Source organism: Costertonia aggregata (genome assembly GCF_013402795.1).
Lineage (GTDB): Bacteria > Bacteroidota > Bacteroidia > Flavobacteriales > Flavobacteriaceae > Costertonia > Costertonia aggregata.
Genome location: NZ_CP058595.1, coordinates 2,269,774 through 2,290,567, shown reverse-complemented (window position 1 = coordinate 2,290,567; position 20,794 = coordinate 2,269,774). Strand labels below are relative to the sequence as shown.

The 20,794-nt window shown below is 39.8% G+C and carries 17 protein-coding genes; 5 read left to right on the top strand and 12 right to left on the bottom strand.

The genetic code is table 11. The features are described from left to right. The first annotated feature begins 1 nt into the window (after nt 1). On the top strand, nt 2–934 hold the full coding sequence (locus HYG79_RS10475; RefSeq protein ID WP_228027858.1) for a PorP/SprF family type IX secretion system membrane protein: 933 nt from the start codon (nt 2–4) through the stop codon (nt 932–934). Between the two features lie 55 nt (nt 935–989). Here HYG79_RS10475 and HYG79_RS10470 read toward each other — a convergent pair whose 3' ends face one another. The 5 genes from HYG79_RS10470 to HYG79_RS10450 form a co-directional block, all read right to left on the bottom strand. Next, nucleotides 990–1,832 carry a pseudouridine synthase gene (locus HYG79_RS10470; RefSeq protein WP_179242041.1) on the bottom strand — a complete coding sequence of 281 codons (843 nt, stop codon included), beginning with the start codon at nt 1,830–1,832 and terminating at the stop codon, nt 990–992. 62 nt (nt 1,833–1,894) lie between these two features. Then, nucleotides 1,895–2,845 (bottom strand): carbon-nitrogen hydrolase family protein, encoded by a 951-nt coding sequence (locus tag HYG79_RS10465; protein ID WP_179242040.1) that lies wholly within the window; start codon nt 2,843–2,845, stop codon nt 1,895–1,897. Next, nucleotides 2,845–3,750: a geranylgeranylglycerol-phosphate geranylgeranyltransferase gene (locus HYG79_RS10460; protein ID WP_179242039.1), complete on the bottom strand. Its 906-nt coding sequence runs from the start codon at nt 3,748–3,750 to the stop codon at nt 2,845–2,847. The genes HYG79_RS10465 and HYG79_RS10460 overlap by 1 nt, the downstream gene beginning before the upstream one ends. A gap of 10 nt (nt 3,751–3,760) precedes the next feature. Then, complete coding sequence (locus HYG79_RS10455; protein ID WP_179242038.1) at nt 3,761–4,699, bottom strand: mevalonate kinase family protein; 939 nt, start codon at nt 4,697–4,699, stop codon at nt 3,761–3,763. 122 nt (nt 4,700–4,821) lie between these two features. After that, nucleotides 4,822–5,907, bottom strand: a complete 1,086-nt coding sequence (locus HYG79_RS10450) for a diphosphomevalonate/mevalonate 3,5-bisphosphate decarboxylase family protein (RefSeq protein WP_179242037.1) — start codon at nt 5,905–5,907, stop codon at nt 4,822–4,824. 97 nt (nt 5,908–6,004) lie between these two features. Between HYG79_RS10450 and HYG79_RS10445 the strand changes: the two genes are divergently transcribed. Beyond that, nucleotides 6,005–6,478: a TspO/MBR family protein gene (locus HYG79_RS10445; RefSeq protein WP_179242036.1), complete on the top strand. Its 474-nt coding sequence runs from the start codon at nt 6,005–6,007 to the stop codon at nt 6,476–6,478. A 10-nt stretch (nt 6,479–6,488) separates the two neighbouring features. Here the strand turns inward: HYG79_RS10445 and HYG79_RS10440 are convergent, their stop codons facing one another. The 3 genes from HYG79_RS10440 to HYG79_RS10430 are packed head-to-tail and all read right to left on the bottom strand — an operon-like array spanning nt 6,489 to nt 8,991. After that, nucleotides 6,489–7,031 carry a DUF1697 domain-containing protein gene (locus HYG79_RS10440; RefSeq protein WP_179242035.1) on the bottom strand — a complete coding sequence of 181 codons (543 nt, stop codon included), beginning with the start codon at nt 7,029–7,031 and terminating at the stop codon, nt 6,489–6,491. A gap of 2 nt (nt 7,032–7,033) precedes the next feature. Next, nucleotides 7,034–8,302: a BaiN/RdsA family NAD(P)/FAD-dependent oxidoreductase gene (locus HYG79_RS10435; RefSeq protein ID WP_179243539.1), complete on the bottom strand. Its 1,269-nt coding sequence runs from the start codon at nt 8,300–8,302 to the stop codon at nt 7,034–7,036. Then, nucleotides 8,302–8,991 carry a glycerophosphodiester phosphodiesterase gene (locus HYG79_RS10430; protein WP_228027857.1) on the bottom strand — a complete coding sequence of 230 codons (690 nt, stop codon included), beginning with the start codon at nt 8,989–8,991 and terminating at the stop codon, nt 8,302–8,304. Before HYG79_RS10430 ends, HYG79_RS10435 begins: the two co-directional genes overlap by 1 nt. A gap of 254 nt (nt 8,992–9,245) precedes the next feature. Between HYG79_RS10430 and HYG79_RS10425 the strand changes: the two genes are divergently transcribed. Then, nucleotides 9,246–9,662, top strand: coding sequence for a hypothetical protein (locus HYG79_RS10425; RefSeq protein ID WP_179242033.1), 417 nt, complete (start codon nt 9,246–9,248; stop codon nt 9,660–9,662). A gap of 51 nt (nt 9,663–9,713) precedes the next feature. On the opposite strand, the gene HYG79_RS10420 is transcribed toward HYG79_RS10425, so the two are convergent. The 4 genes from HYG79_RS10420 to HYG79_RS10405 form a co-directional block, all read right to left on the bottom strand. Next, complete coding sequence (locus HYG79_RS10420) at nt 9,714–11,591, bottom strand: alpha-amylase family glycosyl hydrolase (protein ID WP_179242032.1); 1,878 nt, start codon at nt 11,589–11,591, stop codon at nt 9,714–9,716. Beyond that, on the bottom strand, nt 11,591–13,900 hold the full coding sequence (locus HYG79_RS10415) for a glycoside hydrolase family 65 protein (protein ID WP_179242031.1): 2,310 nt from the start codon (nt 13,898–13,900) through the stop codon (nt 11,591–11,593). Before HYG79_RS10415 ends, HYG79_RS10420 begins: the two co-directional genes overlap by 1 nt. 80 nt (nt 13,901–13,980) lie before the next feature. Then, complete coding sequence (gene pgmB, locus HYG79_RS10410) at nt 13,981–14,655, bottom strand: beta-phosphoglucomutase (protein ID WP_179242030.1); 675 nt, start codon at nt 14,653–14,655, stop codon at nt 13,981–13,983. An 18-nt stretch (nt 14,656–14,673) separates the two neighbouring features. Beyond that, the gene (locus HYG79_RS10405) at nt 14,674–15,693 is read right to left on the bottom strand and encodes a LacI family DNA-binding transcriptional regulator (protein WP_179242029.1); all 1,020 of its coding nucleotides are present in this window, start codon (nt 15,691–15,693) and stop codon (nt 14,674–14,676) included. Nucleotides 15,694–16,068: 375 nt separating this feature from the next. Between HYG79_RS10405 and HYG79_RS10400 the strand changes: the two genes are divergently transcribed. After that, a complete protein-coding gene (locus HYG79_RS10400) occupies nt 16,069–19,170 on the top strand; it encodes a SusC/RagA family TonB-linked outer membrane protein (protein ID WP_179242028.1) in 3,102 nt (1,033 codons plus the stop codon). A gap of 11 nt (nt 19,171–19,181) precedes the next feature. Beyond that, the gene (locus HYG79_RS10395) at nt 19,182–20,747 is read left to right on the top strand and encodes a RagB/SusD family nutrient uptake outer membrane protein (protein ID WP_179242027.1); all 1,566 of its coding nucleotides are present in this window, start codon (nt 19,182–19,184) and stop codon (nt 20,745–20,747) included. The last annotated feature ends 47 nt before the right edge of the window (nt 20,748–20,794 follow it).

Here is a 20,794-nt window from a genome sequence, read left to right as displayed (position 1 = left end):
TATGATTTTAAAAAACAGTCCCAAGGCATTGGTTGCCTTGGCCATTATGTGCCTTTTGAACGGCAGTATGGTCATGGCACAACAAACCCCTGCGTTCTCGGAATATAATTACAATCCGTTTATCATTAATTCAGCTTATGCCGGGTTGATGCCGAATACCGAGGCTACTTTGAGCAATTCTGGGTTCTTGAATACCGTAGAGGGTAGCCCAAAGAGTTTCGCATTTAGTTTTAACAGCCCTTTGAACAGAGGTAAAGTAGGTGTTGGCGCAGGTATAATATCCGATGAAATAGGTGTAACAAAATCTACTAGCGTGTTCGGGGCATATTCCTATAAAATATTTTTTGATTTTAAGGACGACAGACCGTACTGGCAAATATATAGCCCTGGAGTACTTTCCTTTGGGATTACTGCCGGTGTACAACTGTATCAAGATAATTTGCTCGACCTTGGTATAACCGATGATCCACGATTCAGTGAAAATATAAGTGCCACCATACCCACCGTAGGCCTTGGCTTTCTGTTCAACCATTCGCGGTTTTATGTTGGTGTATCGGCCCCGAACGTATTGGGGGACAGGTTGGCATCGGAACAAGATCTTAACCTGAGGAATCCTATCTATGGTTATTTTGGTTATCGGTTTTTCAACAATCGTTTTCAAGATATCATGATCAAGCCGAACCTGCTACTTAAGTATGAGAACGGCGCACCTTTGCAGGCCGATATAAATCTATCCTTTAGTTTCAGGAACAAGTTTGAACTGGGAACGGGATACCGTACCAGCTCTTCGGTAAACCTTTTGGCGGGCATATATTTGTTCAACAACCTTCGTTTTATATATCAATACAACCTCGCCTTAAAAGATAGTCCTTTAGGAAATATACATGGTTTGGTGCTCAGCTATAAATTCGGTGATGGGTATGCCTTGGATTAGAGAACATCTGAATTTTCAAGTTCATTGGTATTCCTAAAAAGTAAATTATATTATATTATTTTATCATACCTAGATTAATGACCTCCTGCTCGGTCAAATACCGCCAATGGCCACGGGGCAAATCTTTTTTGGTAAGGCCAGCATAAATAACACGATCCAGTTTTACGATTTCATATTCCAGTTCTTCAAAAATTCGTTTTACGATATTGTTTCTAGAACTGAAAATCTCCATACCCACTTGATTTTTTGGGGCATTGTCCACAAAGCTTATTTCTTGTACACGCACTACTTTTTCATCTACCGCTATACCTTCCTGTATTTTTTTTAAGTCTGCGCTACGCAAGGGCTTGCTCAACTCAATATGATATATTTTCCTTAGTCCGTTTTTAGGGCTCTTCAAACGCTGGGAGAGTTCGCCATCATTGGTAAACAAGAGTAGACCCGTGGTATCCTTATCCAATTTGTCTACGGGTACCAGTTCGGATTTGGAAGCGTTGGAGATAAGGCCCATAACGGTTCTTCTGCCTCGTTCGTCCCTGGTAGTGGTGACAAAATCTTTAGGTTTGTTCAATACAACGTACTCCTTTTTTACAGGGTTCAACCTGCGACCATCAAAACGAACGTCATCGGTAAGTTTTACTTTATAGCCCATTTCGGTTATCGGTTTACCGTTTACGGTAACGTTACCGGCCGCAATATAAATATCAGCTTCTCTTCGGGAACACACACCCGAATTGGCAACATACCTATTTAGGCGTATGACATTAGGGTCGGAAGGTTTTTGGGGCTCTGTGTTTTTTTTAATGGGCGCATTGCCTCTGGCGTAACTTTTCTTCCTAAAATTACCGCCCTGTCTTCCAGACTTTTTATTACCGTTTCCTGAATCTGACCTACCCATATCTTAATTTTTTGCAAAGGTAGGAAAATGGATTCCTGCACCTGCAGGAAAGTGAAACTAAATCACTCCTTAAACTCGACCGTTGATTGTCTTTCCCTATTCACATATAGTTTTGTCACATCTGGGCGTGAATAGTGCCCAACGGCATCAAAATTCTGTCGTTCTTCATATACCCGGTCAAAATCCAAAGTTTCATAAATTAAACCTTCTTTATAAAGTACGGGCGCTACAATCCATTCGCCATTTGGACCAGCAATGCAAGAACCACCGTTTGCCAAGACCTCTGGCGATTCTTTTAAAACGGCATCTAGATGGGGCGTGTCTTTCGGAAAATCCGATTTTTTCATCAAAGAGGAAACAGAAATCACAAAACTGCGGGATTCCCTGGAGATAAACCGGGTAATATCTTTCGTGTTATGGTCGCTACCGGGCCATACGGCAACATGTAAATTCTCGCCTTGACCGTATAGTGCTGCCCTTGGCAAGGGCATCCAATTTTCCCAGCAATTGAGTCCACCGACCGTGAACTGTTTTAGGGGATGTACTTGTAGACCGTTGCCGTCTCCCGGTGCCCAGGTCAACCGTTCGTCATAGGTAGGCTGTAATTTTCGATGTACGGATTTTATTTCCCCAACTTGGTCAATATATACCAAAGAAGCATAAATACTATGGCCGCCCCTATCTTTTGCTCGCTCCATAATCCCCAGATACATGGCGATATTGTTTTCCTTTGCCAATTGGCATACGGCATCTAATTCCCCAGCTTCGATTTGAACAGCATTGCGAACATAGTGTGCGTGTATTTCCTTATTGATATTCAAATCCCATTTGGCACCATCGGTCAGCGACAACCAAAACGGATATCCCGGCAGCAGAGCTTCCCCAAAAACTATGAGTTCTGCATTCTCCTTACCAGCCTCTTGAACAGTTGTTTCTATTTTTTGTAAAGTTGCTTTTTTATTCAACCAAACGGGCGATATTTGCGCCAATGCTACTTTCAAAAGATTATCCATTATAAAATTCGATTTAAAACCAAGTCAACGTTGATCAGTAAAATACTGAAAACGCCGACAACGATTATTAATTTAAGAATGTTATGCAACCATACGTAATGCTTTTTAGTCGATGATTTGGCCAATAATAACAAAAAGAGCATCAATAAAATAATACATCCCGTAAAGTAATGGTACATAAGGCCAACATCAAACTTTAAGATCAATAGCAAAGATGGGATAAGTGTCAATAAAATCAATAAGGCTATGCATAGCTTTGAAACGAAAACACCATATATAATGGGAATGGTTTTGTAGTTCTGTGCCATGTCCCCGGAAATATTCTCGAGATCCTTTATCATCTCACGGGCCAATATCAATAAAAACAAAAATAAAGCGTGAACGAATATGACCGTCTCAAAGTTTTTGTAGTAGACGAATACTGCAAAAAAAGGCGTTATGGCCAATGTGGCCGAAACAAAATTACCCATAAAGGGCAATCGTTTTAATTTATGTGAATAGAACCATATACCGAATATGTAGGCCGAAAAGAAAAAAACCGCCCTAAATGAGACATAGCTTGCCGCAAAGACCGCCAAAAAATTAAGCACGAAATAGGTGGTGAGTTTAAAGCGCTGACTTACTAAGCGATCCAACATACTTTTTCTGGGTTTGTTTATAAGATCTTTCTCGGCATCGTAAAAATTATTGATAATATACCCTGCGGCTATGACCAATGTTGATGCCACCACGATGATAAAGAGGTTGATGTCAAAAATGACCTTTCGTAGGGGTAGGGCCGGCGCGAGAATATATATAGATGCCAAATACTGCGCCAATGCAATCATGAAAACATTATAGCCCCGAACAACAGAAAACAGACTCAATACCTTTAAAAGCAAGAGTTTATTTTTTCTAGAAAGCATTTTTGGATTTTTAGAAGTTGTACACCACTTCTAAATTGTAGTCCTTTAGCGCAGTTCGTGCTTTGTCTATATCCTCGGTGAAACCAAGAATATAACCACCACCACCTGAGCCACAAAGTTTTAAATAATAGTCATTGGTATCGATACCTTGTTTCCAAAGTTGATGGAATTTAGCGGGAATCATGGGCTTAAAATTGTCTAAGACCACATGGGAAAGTTGCTTGAGATTGCCAAATAGGGATTTTACATTACCGTTCACGAAATCTTCGACACAAGCATCGGTATGTTTTATAAATTGATTTTTAAGCATTTTACGGAAACCCTCATTCTTCATCTGTTCCATGAAAATCTGCACCATTGGTGCGGTTTCTCCCGTTGAGCCACTGTCCAACAAAAATACCGCGCCCTTGCCCTTCGAATTTTGGGAAGGGATACTGGTAGATTCTATATTATCATGCGAGTTAATCAAAATAGGTAGGCTCAAATAACTGTTCAATGGATCTAACCCAGAAGATTTGCCGTGAAAAAAGGATTCCATCTTACCAAAAATACCTTTTAGGGTCAAAAGTTTTTCACGGGTAAGATTTTCCAATACCGTGATTTTATCCTCGGCATATTTATCATAGATAGCGGCAACCAAGGCACCACTACTCCCTACGCCATAGCCTTGGGGAATAGAACTGTCAAAATACATTCCCTGTGCAACATCTTGATGCAATGCCTCCAAATCAAAAGAAACCAAATTTGGCTCTTCCTTGGAAAGGTTCTTCAGGTATTCTACAAAACCCTTTAAACTTTTATTGGATTTTTGGGCACTTTCCGATAAGTTTTGCCCAGTTTTCAATGCACCTTTAAAAAAATTATAAGGAATAGAAAGTCCCTTGGAATCTTTTATGATTCCATATTCCCCAAAGAGGAGGATTTTAGAGTAGAATAAAGGTCCTTTCATTTACGTGTTATTTTTTAAACCAATGCAAAATTAAAATATACTTTACTAAATATACATAACTATATATTAAAAGTTTAATCCTTTTAATCAAAACGTTAAACAGATACGGAAAATATATGCACTCAAATCATTTTCTTTGCTCCAAAACCGATTCGGTCATGAATATATTGCCCATTTTGACAATAGGTGACCAACTCATTTTTAATAAATTGATGCACCTCATCTTTTTCGATTTCCGGATAGAGCACATGAACGTTAGCCCCAGCATCCAAGGTAAAACAAACATGCGTTCCCGATTTTTTCCGAAACGCCCATATTCTATTGATGATTTCCAACGTTTGGGGTTTCATTAAAATAAAATAGGGTTGGCTGGTCATCATCATGGCATGCAAGGTCAAAGCTTCGCTTTCCACTATTTTAATAAATGCATCCAAATCACCGTTGGCCAAAACCGATTGTAGTTTTGTAAGGTTTTCATGGGCTTGGGCAAACCTTTGCCCCGCAAAAGGGTGCCCATGCATTAAATTGTGGCCAACGGTACTGCTGACTTGTTTTTCACCCTTGTCAACCAATAAAATGGTATCATGGTATTTCTTAAAAATGTCATGTACATGATACGGGTATTTTATGCCGTACAAGTCGGAACTGCCTTTTGTTTTTTCATGCTCGCCCCACTGTACTATGTCACCCTCAATACTTCTACTGGCACTGCCTGAACCCAAACGTGCCAAAAAAGATGCTTTTTTATAATAGTAATCTGTTTCGATTTTCGGGTTCAATTGTTTTTCTATTTCCATAAGACAGAGTGCCAAAGCCGACATTCCGCTGGCAGATGAGGCAATGCCACTGCTATGCGGAAAGGAATTGGACGTTTCTATTGTAAAATGATACGCCGTTAAAAATGGCATGTAGGGCACTATTCTTTTAAAGAAAGTCCTGATCTTGGGGTTGAAATCTTCCTTAGGTTTTCCTTCAAAATATAAATCGAACTGAAATTCATTGGCAACCGAGGATAATTTTATAAAACTTATCGTTGTTGTGGTGGCACAGGCATCCAATGTGAAACTTATGGATGGATTTGCCGGTATTTGATTCTCCTTTTTTCCCCAATATTTTACCAATGCGATATTACTGGGAGATTTATAGGTGACTTTCCCACCTGCGACTGTAATATGGTAAGGAGAAGGGATAAAATCTTTTTCGGTCATTTAAAAATCGAATTTTCACAAAGATAGTTTTTAAGCGGTTTTGGAGTAGCGGACAATTAAATTAATTGTTATTTTAGGGCTAAACACGCCAATACAATTGAAAAAGAAGATTATTTACATTGCGATATCGGTTATCGTTTGCCTCATTATCGGGTTTTTATCCAGTATTGTGACCCAAACTTCAGTCGATACCTGGTTCCTTACATTAAAAAAACCAAGTTTTAACCCCCCAAATTGGCTTTTTGCCCCCGTTTGGACCGTATTGTATATTTTGATGGGGGTTTCTGCCGGTTTGGTATGGGCCAAAGGTTTTTACCACAAATGGGTAAAGACCGCATTGTACTTTTTTGGGTTGCAATTACTGTTCAATGCCACTTGGAGCATTGCCTTCTTTGGCTTAAGGAATCCCCTATGGGCACTTTTCATCATTTTGGTCTTATTGCTATTGATTTTATTGACCATTCGCTGGTTTAGGGTAATCGATAGGCTTGCCGCTTATTTACTGTTGCCTTATTTGTTTTGGGTGCTTTTTGCAACGGTGTTGAATTACAAGATCTGGGAGTTGAACTGATTGTCAAAAATCATTTTTGCGATAATTGCATCAACTTCATCATTGTCCTATAATTTCTTGTAGTAGCTTGCACTTTTAATTTTCGTTCAAAGAAATTATTGTCGCATTTTGAATTTCCATATCCCTTTTTGCACTTTAAATAGATACTCTTTGGGGTAATTCTAAATTCCTCGTTAGGGTAAGATTCTTGATTTAAGCTCTTCATCAAATCTTGGTTTGGCACATTTTTCAGCAATACAAAATAAATTGAGTTCGCTTTGAGGTCATTAGGATGGTCAAAAGGGTTTTTAGCAACGATTTCTTTGAAGTCCAACATGGCGATGACCAATACCGGAACTTGAAAACCAAATTTTTTCGCTATGTTTTTTGATATTTGGGTTTGAATTTGGCCAGTATCGTTCCCATCACTCTTAAAAATAATATTCCCGCTTTGAATATATGTTTGAACCGCTTTAAAACCAGATTTTTGCATTAGCTCAAGCAAATCGGTCATCATGACCTTTTTTTGGCCACTTACGTTTATTCCCCGCAATAGGGCGATGTAGGTCTGCATGATTATGTTTTTGTTATGGCTTTTGCCACCATGTAACCACCCGTCCATGCATTTTGAAAGTTAAAGCCACCCGTTATCGCATCTATATTGATCACTTCGCCGGCAAAATACAGGCCTTCATGCTTTTTACTTTCAAAGGTCTTAAAATTGATTTCTTTCAAATTAACGCCACCTGCCGTTACAAATTCTTCCTTGAAGGTGCTTTTACCGTCTACTTGAAATTCACATGCCGTTAACTGTCCTGCCAAATTTTCCAATTGAACCTTGGCGCAATCTGCCCATTTTAAATCTTTGGGTATATGGGACGCACGCACCAAATTTGTCCATAACCTTCTTGGTATATCAAAGGCTTTTGTACGTAGTATGGTCTTTTTTGCCTCGACCGCTTTGATTTCCATCAAAAACGAAAGTACGGCTCCAGAATTGTAATCGGGTAACCAATTCACCCTTATCTTAAATTTATATGCCATCTCATGCAATGTTTTCGCCCCCCATGCCGATAATTTGAGTATCGCCGGACCGCTCATGCCCCAATGGGTTATCAACAAAGGCCCTTCGGAAGTCAAAACAGGTGGTTTCTCTTTTTGGCTTTTGAGCTTTATCGTGATTTTTGGATTAAATAGCTGTCGCTCCAAAACATCTACGGTCGCATTCGTACTCAACCCTGGAATACCGTTTATGCGTTTATCCTTTATATTAAAAGTAAACAAAGAAGGCACTGCCGGTTCTAAGGTATGACCCAGTTTTTTTATCAATTTCCAAATTTTAGGATTGCTGCCCGTAGCGATCACTATTTTTTTTGCAAGGTATTCACCCTTGATCGAGGTTACCCGCCAAGAATTATCTTTTAGCTTTTCTATTTGGGTCACCGTGCTGTGCCTAAGGATTTGAACGCCCAAGCGTTCCGTTTCGTTCAAAAAACAATCTATTATTGTTTGGGAAGAGTTGGAAACCGGAAACATACGCCCATCCTCCTCTATTTTTAGCGGAATGCCTTTTTTCTCGAAGAAAGCGACCGTATCGCCACTGGCATACGAATGAAAGGGGCCTAAAAGCTCTTTCTCGCCCCTTGGGTAGTTCTTAACCAATTCGTTAGGGTCAAACTCGGCATGGGTAACATTACAACGACCACCTCCCGATACTTTTACCTTGCCCAAGACCTCCTTGCCCCTTTCCAAAATAGCTATTTTGAGATCTGGTCTAGCTTCGGCAATGTGTATGGCCGTATAAAACCCGGCAGCACCGCCACCTATAACGATTACGTCCCACATTACTTTATGCGTTCCGGATAATTGGTTATAATGCCATTTACCCCTAAACGCTTCATCTTTAAAATATCTTGTGGTTCGTTGACCGTCCAAGGGTATATTTTAAGGCCAACTTCCTTTATTTTGATGGTATTGTCACGATTTAGGTTTTTAAAGTTTGGATTTATAGCCTCGGCATTCAACTCTTTGGCAATGGCAATGGCATCGACCGGTTCTTCTTCGGTAAGAACGGCTATAGGTACCGCTTTGTTTAAGCTTCGCATCTGTTTTAACTCGTCCCAATTAAAACTGGATATCAAAAAATTGTTCAAAGACCAGTCTTTTTCTTTTATGTAATAGTTTATGATATGGTTTACCGTTTCGGCTGTGTTGGCCCCTTTCAGCTCGATATTCAAGACAACCTTATTATCTATCAATTTTAGAACGTCCTGTAATGTGGGTATTTTATGGCCACCATCCAATTGAAGCTGGGAAAGGTCAAAAAAATTGTATTCCTCAATGTTTCCCCCGCCATTGGTCAACCTATCCACTTTGGCATCATGAAAAACCATGATCTCCCCACTGTCGATTTTGAAGACATCGATCTCGATCATATCCACTCCCAAATCCAATGCTTTTTGTACCGATGCCAAGGAGTTTTCGGTCTCGTGGCCCATGGCACCTCTGTGACCTATCACTAAAGGTTTATTCATATCATTACAGCTTACCATGAGAAATGTAAAAAAAATAGTTCCAATAAAACGCATAATAATCACATTAAAAAAGTAATTCAATAAAGATACAACTGCTTCTACAACCACGAATATAAATGATTGTCAAATACATCAAACAATGTCAGAAAAATATTTAATTACCATAATATCAGATAGATATGAATGTTAAAATTCGTTACCCTACCCTCTTTTTATTTACATTTAGCATACAACAACCAATAAAAACAAACATTATGTTTACAAAAACAAATCTAATTTCTACGATTGTAGCGGCTATCTGGTCCCTTATGGGAGGTTATCTTTTATGGGGTATTTTAACCGTTGATTTTATGAACGACCATTTGGGTTCCGCTACCGGAATGGACAAAGAAATGCCTGATTTTGCTTTTTTGGCCTTAGGCTGTCTGGTGCAGGCATTTGCATTTTCAACAGTATTCAAAAAATGGGGCGCCAGTTCTTATGGTATTTCAGATGGTTTGGGCTATGGTATTTGGATAGGCATCTTTGTTGGCTTTGGAAATGGCATCATTAACTACGCAACTTCCAATTTTTTGGATATGACGGGAACCATAGCAAATGGTGGTGTATACGTTATTTTTTATGCCATTATGGGAGCATTGGTAGGTTTGATTTACGATAAGGTCAAATAGATGCGGGCCCCTTGAAGATTTGCGTGCACGAAAATTTTTCAAGGGGCTATTTTAATCAACTATTTTAAAAATATAAGATTCCAACGATTTTAATTGAACGCCTATTTCTCCAACACCGTTTTCGACTTTCATTATATTCTCACTGCCATACAAAACATCGGTAATTTTATATTCTTGATTGTCAAGATTCCATTTTTCAATAACCTCATGAGGGATTTTTAGTTGAAATTGGTGTACGACCCCTGCATCAAAATTTGACACGATTATCAATTTTTCATTTTCTGACGAGCGCACATAAGAAAATACCCTGTGGTTATAATTATCCGAATTTTCCTTATTAAAGTAATGAATATCTTGATATTCGCCCATCAAAGCATCGCTTTTGATGGTAAAGTTCAGCAACCGTTTATAAAAATCCCGTAGTTCACCCTCTTCTTTTGATAGTTGGCCACCATCAAATTGTTTGTTGTTCACCCATCTTTGATGATGTGGCACACCTATATAATCAAAAATCGAAGTCCTGGTAGGTTTTCCAAATCCGGCATCCTCGGCTCCGGGCTCCCCTACTTCCTGTCCAAAATAAATCATAGTCGGTGACGTGGTCATCGTAGCCGAGACCACCATGGCAGGCTTTCCTTTTTGGGCATCACCTACAAAAGCAGGGCTTGCAATACGTTGCTCGTCATGGTTTTCCAGAAAATGAAGCAAATGATGCTCGATGTCTTTTGTGCCATTTTTAACAACCGGGATATGATCCGTCCAACCGTGACCTTGCATGATATGTTTTAAGGAGTCGTACATTTCAACCTTATCGTATAGATAGTCCATTTTTCCTTTATGGATGTAGTCTCTATACAAATATGGATTATATACTTCGGCAAGTAAAAAAGCATTGGGGCTTTTCATTTTGATGTGCGAATTCATATAGCTCCAAAATTCAACAGGCACCATTTCTGCCATATCAAATCGAAAACCGTCAACTCCCATCTCTAACCAAAACAATGCTATATCTTTGAACTTTACCCAAGAATTCGGCACATTTTTCCCAGACCAAAATTGATAATGTTCTTCATAATCCTCATTATCAAAATTATCGGGAAGCCTATCAAAATCATAAGAGCCATCCGGGCGCACACCATAATTTATTTTTACGGTCTCATACCAATCGTTCATGTTGGGTTGTGCCAATCTAGAGCCATTTCCGGTCCATTTGGCGGGCACCTCTGTAAATCTACCATCGGCCATTTCATGATACTCCCCTCCCAAAGGCAAATAGCCGTCTTGCCATTGGGGCACATTAAAGCTAGCATCGGGAATATAGTAAAAGTCATTATCTCGACTATACTCTTTCGTGGTATCGTCCGAAGCCCCAAAAGGCTCAAACCCTTTAGGTGTAGATTTGCCCTCATAATTACGGGCAACATGATTGGGCACAATATCTATCAAAAGTTTCAGTCCTGCATTGTGGGTACGTTCAACAAGTGCCTTGAACTCTTGTAAACGCTCAGAAGGGTTTTCTGCCAAATCGGGATTTACATTGTAGTAATCCTTGACCGCATATGGCGAACCTGCCCTGCCCTTTACGATATCGGGGTCGTCCTGCGAAATTCCGTATTGCGAATAATCCGTAATCACATCATGATGAGGCACACCGGTATACCATATGTAGGTAACCCCAAGATCCTTGATTTCGGTTAGGGCCTTGTTCGTGAAATCATTGAATTTACCAACACCATTTTCTTCAATTGTACCCCATGGCTTGTTGGTGGTGTTCATATTCCCAAAAAGTCGGGTAAAAACTTGATATACAACCTGTTTTTTTTCTTTGAACTCTATCGTTTCATTCACTTTTATTGATTTATCGTCCGTTTTGCATGCTAAAAGACCCAACAGGAAGATTGTACAGATACATTTTAAAAAATTACACATTATACGGTAGTGACTTTTCCGGGTTGTAGCGCAACACGTTCCCCGTTTACCCTAATGGACATTTCTTCATTGCCCTGCAGCTCAAAGTCCGTCGTCGTATTTGTGATTTTCACGTTTAGGATTCTTCCCCTGAAATTCACTTTGAACGAATAGCCTTCCCATTGTTTTGGAATCCTTGGCGTAAAGGAAAGCTTATCATCTATGACACGCATTCCGCCAAAACCTTCAACAACGCTCATCCAGGTTCCTGCCATTGATGTAATATGCAGCCCTTCCTCAACTTCTTTGTTATAATCGTCAAGATCTAAACGTGATGTACGCAAATAGAATTGATAAGCCTGTTCCATCCTATCCAATTTTGCGGCTTGAATACTATGTACGCATGGTGACAGTGAAGACTCGTGAACCGTAAAGGGTTCATAAAAATCAAAATGTTTTTCCAATTGCTCTTCACCAAAATGATCTTCGAACAGATAAAACCCCTGAAGAATATCTGCCTGTTTTATGTAGGGCGACCGCAAAATCCTGTCCCAACTCCATTTTTGGTTGATGGGTCGTTCAGCTTTATCCAAATGTTCCACGGTAATGAGTTCTTTATCTAAAAAACCGTCTTGTTGAAGATATACACCGTATTTTTCGGAAAAAGGAAAATACATGTTGTCCGCGACTTTTTTCCATTTGGCAGTTTCAGTATCGGTCAGCTTGGTCAGGCCGATAACACGGTCAAAATCCTCAGGATACCCTTCTTTAACTTTTTGCAACTGCTCAATGGTATAATTGATGCACCATTTTGCCAAATAATTGGTGTACCAATTGTTATTGACATTGTTTTCATATTCATTGGGTCCCGTGACCCCTAGGATTACATATTTGGCCTTATCCTCGGAAAAATTGGCCCGTTGATGCCAAAACCTGGCTATACCGATCAACACTTCTAGGCCCATTTCCGGAATGTAGGTATAATCACCCGTAAAACGATAGTAGTTGTAGATTGCAAAAGCAATGGCCCCGTTACGGTGAATTTCCTCAAATGTGATTTCCCATTCGTTGTGACACTCTTCCCCGTTCATGGTTACCATGGGGTATAATGCCGCACCATGGGAAAATCCTAGTTTTTGGGCATTCTCTATGGCCTTTTCTAGATGATTGTACCGATACTCCAATAAACTCCTCGCTACTTTTTGGTTTTTTGTCGCCATATAAAATGGAATACAATAGGCCTCGGTATCCCAATAGGTACTGCCACCATACTTTTCTCCCGTAAACCCTTTGGGCCCTATATTTAACCTAGAATCCTTACCCAAATAGGTTTGGTTCAATTGAAAAATATTGAAACGAATACCTTGTTGCGCTTTTACGTCACCTTGAATGGTAATGTCGCTCATTTTCCAAATAGCGGCCCATGCAAGTTTTTGTTTTTCCAAAAGTTTGTCGAAGCCTATATCGGTAGCTTGTTCCAAAACTTTTTTAGCAGCCGACACCAAATGGGACGGCTTATGGTTCATAGAGACCGTATAGCCTCCAAATTTATGGAGCTCTATTGTGGTGCCCTTTTCAACTTTATTGATAAAAATATGACCTGCGAAAGATTCGCTTTGTTTTTTTGATGGGCCCTTTTTATCGACGTTCTTGCCATTGATCCAAACCGAAGATTGCATAAAGGTACAGGTGGCAAAATTTGTCTTCATGGTATGGGCTTCGATAAAGGCCTGGTTTTCTTCCAACCTTATCTTTGTGGTGTTCCAAAAAGTATCGTCCCAATTGCTGTCTTCATTGGTAATGCCACTATCCAAATAAGGCATGAACACCACTTCAACATCAGATTCCAATGGAGTCACTTGATATTTTATCGCTCCGACCTCGTCCAAATCCAAGCTTAAAAAACGTTTGATTTTGACATCTACTTTACAATCGTTGGCGAGCGTGGCCACAAAACTACGCTTATACCAACCTTCTTTCATATTGAGCTCACGACGAAAATCTTCGACTTTTTTACACGTATGCAGATCTAGCTGCTCATTGTTTATCATCACATTGATGCCTATCCAATTTGGAGCGTTCAGAACTTTGGCAAAGTATTCGGGGTATCCGTTTTTCCACCATCCTACACGGGTTTTGTCCGGATAATAAACCCCTGCGATATAACTTCCCTGAAAGGTTTTACCGGTATATTTCTCCTCAAAATTAGCGCGTTGCCCCATGGCGCCGTTTCCAATACTAAAAAGGCTTTCGGAGGATTTCACCCTTTCAGCATCAAACCCTTCTTCAATGATGGACCATTCATTCGGTTTTATATAATCTTGATTCATGTATTATGTTGTTATTTTTTGGAATGTCGCATGTAAGTTGTGATATGGTAAATCAATCTAATCACACAATAATTGATCATTTATTCAACATCCTCCCCATTTAATTTTGCCAGTTCTTGGATAAACCCCAAATTGATTTCCGTAAAATCATTAAAATTAAAATCCGCTTCGGAAAGCACATTTTCGTCACCGATACCAATACTGACCATGTTTGCGATATTGGCAGCTTGGATACCCGCTACGGCATCTTCAAAAACGATACAATTTTTAGGAAGTACATTCAATTTTTCCGCAGCCAATAAAAAAACTTCGGGGTCCGGTTTCGCCTTGGTTACATTATTGCCATCAACAATACTATCAAAATAATGCAGAAGACCCACTTTCTCCAAAATGGGGCGAGCATTCTTACTGGCCGAACCCAACGCAACGGGGACATTATGCTCTTTTAAAAACTGAAGTACCTTGGGAACATCCGGAAGAATTTCAGATGCATCCATTTCTTCGATATATCGCAAATAATCTTCATTTTTCTCGACCATCCATACATCAAACTGTTCTTGGGTCGCATTTATGCCTCCTATGTCCAAAAGGATTTCCAAACATTTTTTTCTGCTTACTCCCTTAAAAAGTTCGTTCTGTTCATGGGTAAATTCAAAACCAAGCTCATTGGCCAGTTTTTTCCATGCCAAATAATGGTATTTGGCCGTGTCGACTATAACTCCATCCAGGTCGAATATAAATCCGCTTGTATTCATCAAATTTTAATTGGGTGGTTAATTAATGGTAGATTCTCTTTCAATTAGGGTAGATTCTATAATTTCAGTCCTATAAACTTCGACTTCTTCTTCACTTTCCACTTTCTCGATCAACATTTTCGCCGCAATCTGTCCCATTTCCTCACCGTGTTGAGCGACCGAGGTAAGCCTTGGGGTAGCGTACTTTGACAAAATGCCGTCGGTGAAACCGATAAAGGAAATGTCCTCTGGTATTCGCAAACCTTTTTTCTGGACCAAACGCATGCAGTGAATGGCAAAAATTTCGTTCACGCATAAAACGGCATCAACTTCATTGCCATCAAAGAAACTATCAATATCTTCTTCTTGTACATCCATGTAGGGCAATTTTAGTATCAGATTCCCATCAATCGCTATACCGTTATCACGTAGAGCGGAAAGATATCCTTGAGTACGCTCCCTACTTACACTAAAATAATCCTCTGTAGTAACCAAGGCTATTTTTCTTCTCCCACTTTTCAAAAGCTTTTGTACCGCTAGGTATGCGCCTTCCCTGTCGTTTATAACGACTTTGTCACACTGTATTTCGTTCGTTACACGATCAAAAAGAACCAAGGGTATACCTTGTTCTGTAACTTCCTTTAAATGGTTGTAATCGTTCTTTAATTGGGTTTCGGCAGAAAGCGACATAATGAAACCGTCTATACTACCATTGGCCAACATCTCCATATTGATAACTTCTTTATCAAATGACTCGTCCGAGATGCAGACCACCACATTGTATCCCTGTTTATTGGCATATTTTTCGATACCCCTGAATACTGTGGTAAAAAAATGATGTACGATTTCCGGAATAATCACGCCGATATTTTTGGTGCGCTTATTTTTGAGGCTTATGGCAATATTATTGGGCTTGTAATTGTACAGTTTTGCGAACGCCTGGATTTTCTCTTTAGTATCCCTACTGATCTCTTCACTATTTTTTAAGGCCTTGGAAACTGTAGATATAGAGACATCCAATTCTCGCGCAATATGTTTTAATGTGATTTTTTGTCTCAAATCCTAATTATGTTAGATGCATTCTTAATTAAATACCAACGTGTAAATTTAATCTAAAAAACATAAGAAGATTAATTTTGGCCAAAATCCGAAAATTTCATAACCAAAAGCCAATTTTTAACAAAAACCGATTTCAAATGCATTATTCAAAAAATGTTATATTTGTGCAATATTGCTATATTTACAATAAACAACCTCTCTTTTAAAGATTACATAATTTCAAACCTAAAAGATTATGAGTCTGCTATTTTTAAAAGTTATTAACACGAAACCGTTTTCGTGAACCCTAAAGATAGACCATAAAAGCATTTAACACTTTTTTTACATATGTTTAACCTTAGATTTAAAATTAACTAAACTCAAAATTAACTCTTTATGAAGATTACGCTACTAAAAAGCTTGATGCTAGCCGGTGCATTTTTATGTTTCGGTTGGGCTCAATCGCAAGATGTATCCGGAACCGTTTCGGATGCAAACGGTCCATTGCCAGGAGCCAGTGTTTTGGTAAAAGGTACTACCAATGGTACACAAACCGATTTTGATGGTAATTACACCCTTAATAACATAGGGAGTGATGCTACCTTGGTAATCAGTTACATTGGTTACAAGACCCAGGAGATTGCCGTAAATGGGCAATCCACGATCAATGCCACACTCCAAGAAGACGCACAGGCGTTGGACGAGGTGGTTATCATTGGTTACGGTACAACTACCGTTAAGGATGCCACAGGATCTGTTGCATCCGTTAATGCCGAGGATTTCAATTCTGGTGTCATTGCATCACCAGAAGAACTTATACAAGGTAAAACCGCTGGTGTTCAAATCACACAATCCAGTGGTGCTCCCGGAGCGGGAATTGACGTTAGAATTAGGGGAGCGAACTCGATACGTTCAAACAATAATCCACTATTTGTCGTTGATGGAATACCACTTCCTGGAGGTGGAGCTTCCGCAGAAGGTCAAGATGTTGGCTTCGGAACGAGTGGAGCACAAAACCCGTTGAATTTCTTGAACCCATCCGACATCGCAAGTATGAGTATATTAAAGGATGCCTCTGCAACTGCGATTTATGGATCTAGAGGTGCTAATGGCGTTGTCATAATTACCACCAAAAATGGTAAGGGCGCAGGTAGTGGTCCTAAATTTGAATTCAATACAACGTTAAGTGTTGCCGGACCAGCAAGGAGGTACGATTTGTTGGATAGAGGTCAATTCTTATCAGCTGTTGAACAATTTGGCGGTATTGCCTCCGATCAAGACTTTGGAGCAAATACTGACTGGCAAGATGTTGTCACAAGAACTGCTGCATCCCAAAACCAGAATTTATCATATTCACAGAATTATGGTAAAGGCAATATCAGAGCAACATTTGGTTATGGAAAACAATTTGGGGTAATAGAAAATTCTTCCTTAGAGCGTATTACCGGAAGAGTAAACTGGAACCATAGATTCTTGGATGATAAGCTCAACATAAACCTTACAGGTACTATTTCCAGGGTTAACGATGAACAACCACCCTTAAGTGGTAATGCAGGTTCGCAAGGAGACGTTTTAGGAGCGGCCTATTCTGCCAACCCTACATGGCCGAGCAGCCCTAACTTTAATCCACAAGGAGGTAATTTAAATCCTGCAAACTTTCTTGCTTCATACCAAAGTATAACAAATACAAATAGGGCCCTCATCAACTTATCGGCCGATTATGCCATAACTCCAGAATTAAATGCAAAAGTGACCGTAGGTTATGACAATTCGGAATCTACAAGAAAGAGTATGTTATCAGGGGATATACTCGGGTTCAACAATGGTGCCCCAGAAAATGGTAGAGGAGCTGTTAATGACCTTAATTTAGAAAATTCTTTGTTAGAAGCTACATTGAACTATAAAAAAGAATTTGAAAATTCCAGCCTTGATGCTTTAATTGGGTTTTCTTACCAAGAATTCGCTACAAATGGCAGAAATGTTGCAGGTTTTGGCTTCAGTACAAGGAACCTAAATCAAATGGGTACCGATTTGGAGGATAGCGCCAATACAGTGGAAAATTTAATTTCAGGCGATTACCAACAGTATGGGTTAGGAACCAACCAGTCAGAAATTTTCATCAATCGTTTTGATGATACCGGTGCCACATCATTGGCCATACCGAGTTCCCTATCGGTAAGAGGTATCATAGGCAACACTTTTGACAATGCGGACGAATTACAATCATTTTTTGGTAGGGTCAACTACACACTTCAAAATAAATATCTTTTCACGGCAACCGTAAGAGCCGATGGTTCATCTAGATTTGGACCTAATAATAGATATGGTATATTCCCATCTGGAGCTTTCGCTTGGAAATTATCAGAAGAGGATTTTGTAGGGGATGCCGTATCAACCTTAAAATTAAGGCTAAGTTATGGTATAACCGGTAACCAGGATGGTCTTGAATTTGGTCAGTTCGTTAGAAGGGAAAGATTTGGTGACGCTACATTCAATCAAGCTGGTGAGATAGGTAATATACCAGGGTTGAACCCGGTCGCATTTGTTAATAATGATCTAAAGTGGGAAGAAACCACTTCTTATGGTGTTGGTGTGGACTTTGGATTTGGGAATGATAGATTAACCGGTAGTTTGGATGTGTATAGAAGGGAAACAACAGATCTTTTATTCAGAATTGAAGCTGCACAACCTTCTCCACAACCCTTCTTTTTCCAAAACTTAGATGCGGTATTATTGAACCAAGGTGTCGAATTTTCATTGGCCTATGATATTATACGGTCGGAAGATTTAAATTGGAGCGCTTCATTTAATGTGGCTTACAATGAAAATGATTTAGAGGATTTTGATGGCCAAGTGAATGCAGGTACCATTTTTGGACAAGGGCTCACAGGAGCTTTTGCCCAAAGACTAGAAGGCGGTCGCCCTCTATTTTCTTATTTCCTAAGAGATTTCCAAGGTTTTGATGCCAATGGCCAGCCTATTGGTGACCAACAGGTATTTGTAGGTGAAGATGCCTTACCAGATGTTACCGGTGGTTTTTCAACGAACTTATCCTACAAGAATTGGGATTTTTCCACCTTCTTTACAGGACAATTTGGATTCTCGGTGTATAATAACACCCGTAACGCTCTTTTCACGGCAGGAGCCATTAATAATGCAAGAAACGTCACACAAGACGTGCTTAATAGTGGTGAGGCAGGCAATGCAGCTGCATCTGTTTCTACTCGTTTTCTTGAAAAAGGTGATTTTATCCGTTTGCAAAACGCAACCATAGGCTATAATGTGAATCTTAGTGGTGAAGGTTTGTTCAAAACTATGAGATTATCGTTAACAGGTCAAAATCTTTGGTTGATTACCGATTACTCCGGACTAGATCCTGAAATAAGCTCTTCACCTGCAGCTGCCGGGTTATTGAACAACTTACCAACTGCTGGTATTGATTATGTTGCTTATCCTAGACCAACTACTGTTACTTTTGGTTTGAATGTTACTTTTTAAAAAATTGAATTATGATAAATAAAAGAAAAAGCAAATCGTTTTTAAGTATGGCTGCAGCGGCATTGCTCGTTGCAGCGTGTACTGACCTTGAAATTGAAGGAACTGACTCCATTATTGATGAATCTACGGCTTCGGGCGGTATATTTAATGGTGTAGATAACGTAGAAAGCGCCTTGGACAATGTTTATGGTGGCTTTAACCGTATTGGTGACCAAACCAAAGTTTATGCTTTGAACGAGGTGACCACAGATGAATTATTGGTTCCCACCCGTGGCACGGATTGGGGCGATAATGGTATTTGGCGTACGTTGCACCAACACACTTGGGATGCAGCTCACCCTTATGTCTTGGATACGTGGAATGACTGGAATTCATCTGTCTTTCTAGCTTCTGAAATTATTGATGAGCGAAGTGGTGCTTCGGCCAGTGAATTAGCTGATGCCAAATTCCTGAGAGCTTATGCCATGTGGACGATAATGGATCTTTATGGCCAAGTGCCATTTAGGGCTCCTGATGAAGGACCAAGTATAAATCCCAGGGTATTGACAAGAACAGAGGCATTAGATTTTGTAATCCAAGATTTAAGAGATGCCATACCCAATTTACCTGAAAGAGGTCCTGATCAAATTGCAGACAATAAAAGAGCCAGTCAAGCAGCCGGTAATTTTTTGTTGGCAAAAGTTCTTTTGAACGCTCATGTATACAGAGGCACTACTCCCGATAATTCTGATATGGCCGAAGTTATATCTTTGGTAGATGAAATAGCAGCTGATGGCTATGCTTTGCAAGATGGTTATTTTGATATTTTTAAGGAGGATGCTGATAGCGAAACCATATGGTGGATTCCTACAGGTGTAGGTAACAGGATATGGAATGGTATGCACTACAACATAAATTCTCCTGACAATGGCGGGGGCGGATGGAACGGATTTAGCACATTGGCAGAATTCTATGATTTGTTCGAGGGCGACCCAAACAGCAATTATATCGGCGATGGACAAGAGGAGCGAAGAGGCTGGGTGCCAGACGCTACCAACGCAGATCCAGAAACTAATTATGGTATAGGATATGGGTTCTTGATTGGCCAACAATATGATGGCGATGGTACTCCTTTGAAAGACCGTCCTGGTAATCCCTTGGTGTTTACAAAAGAGTTTCCTGGCTTGGTAGGCAACAATGAAGTAACGGGTATTAGAACGATTAAATATCACCCTGCAGATGGTGGCTCTTTTAGAAGTCATCAGATTATCTTCAGGTATTCCGATGCACATCTAATGAAAGCGGAAGCTCAATTAAGAAGTGGTGGCGATGCCACGGCCTTAGTCAATGAATTGAGGGTTTTAAGGGATGCCGCTCCGTTGGGATCAGTGTCCGAACAGGATTTGTTGGACGAAAGAGGAAGAGAATTATATAAGGAGATGACCAGAAGAAACGATATGATTCGTTTCGGACAGTTCACAAGAGATTGGGAATTTAAAAATCCTGAAGCAGTAGGGGATGATTCTAAAAATCTTTTCCCTATTCCTGCAAATGCTCTACTTTCTAATCCAAATCTGGTACAAAACCCAGGGTATTAAAATTTTAATTTTTTAAGTGTTTAAAAGGCCGTTCGTAATGAACGGCT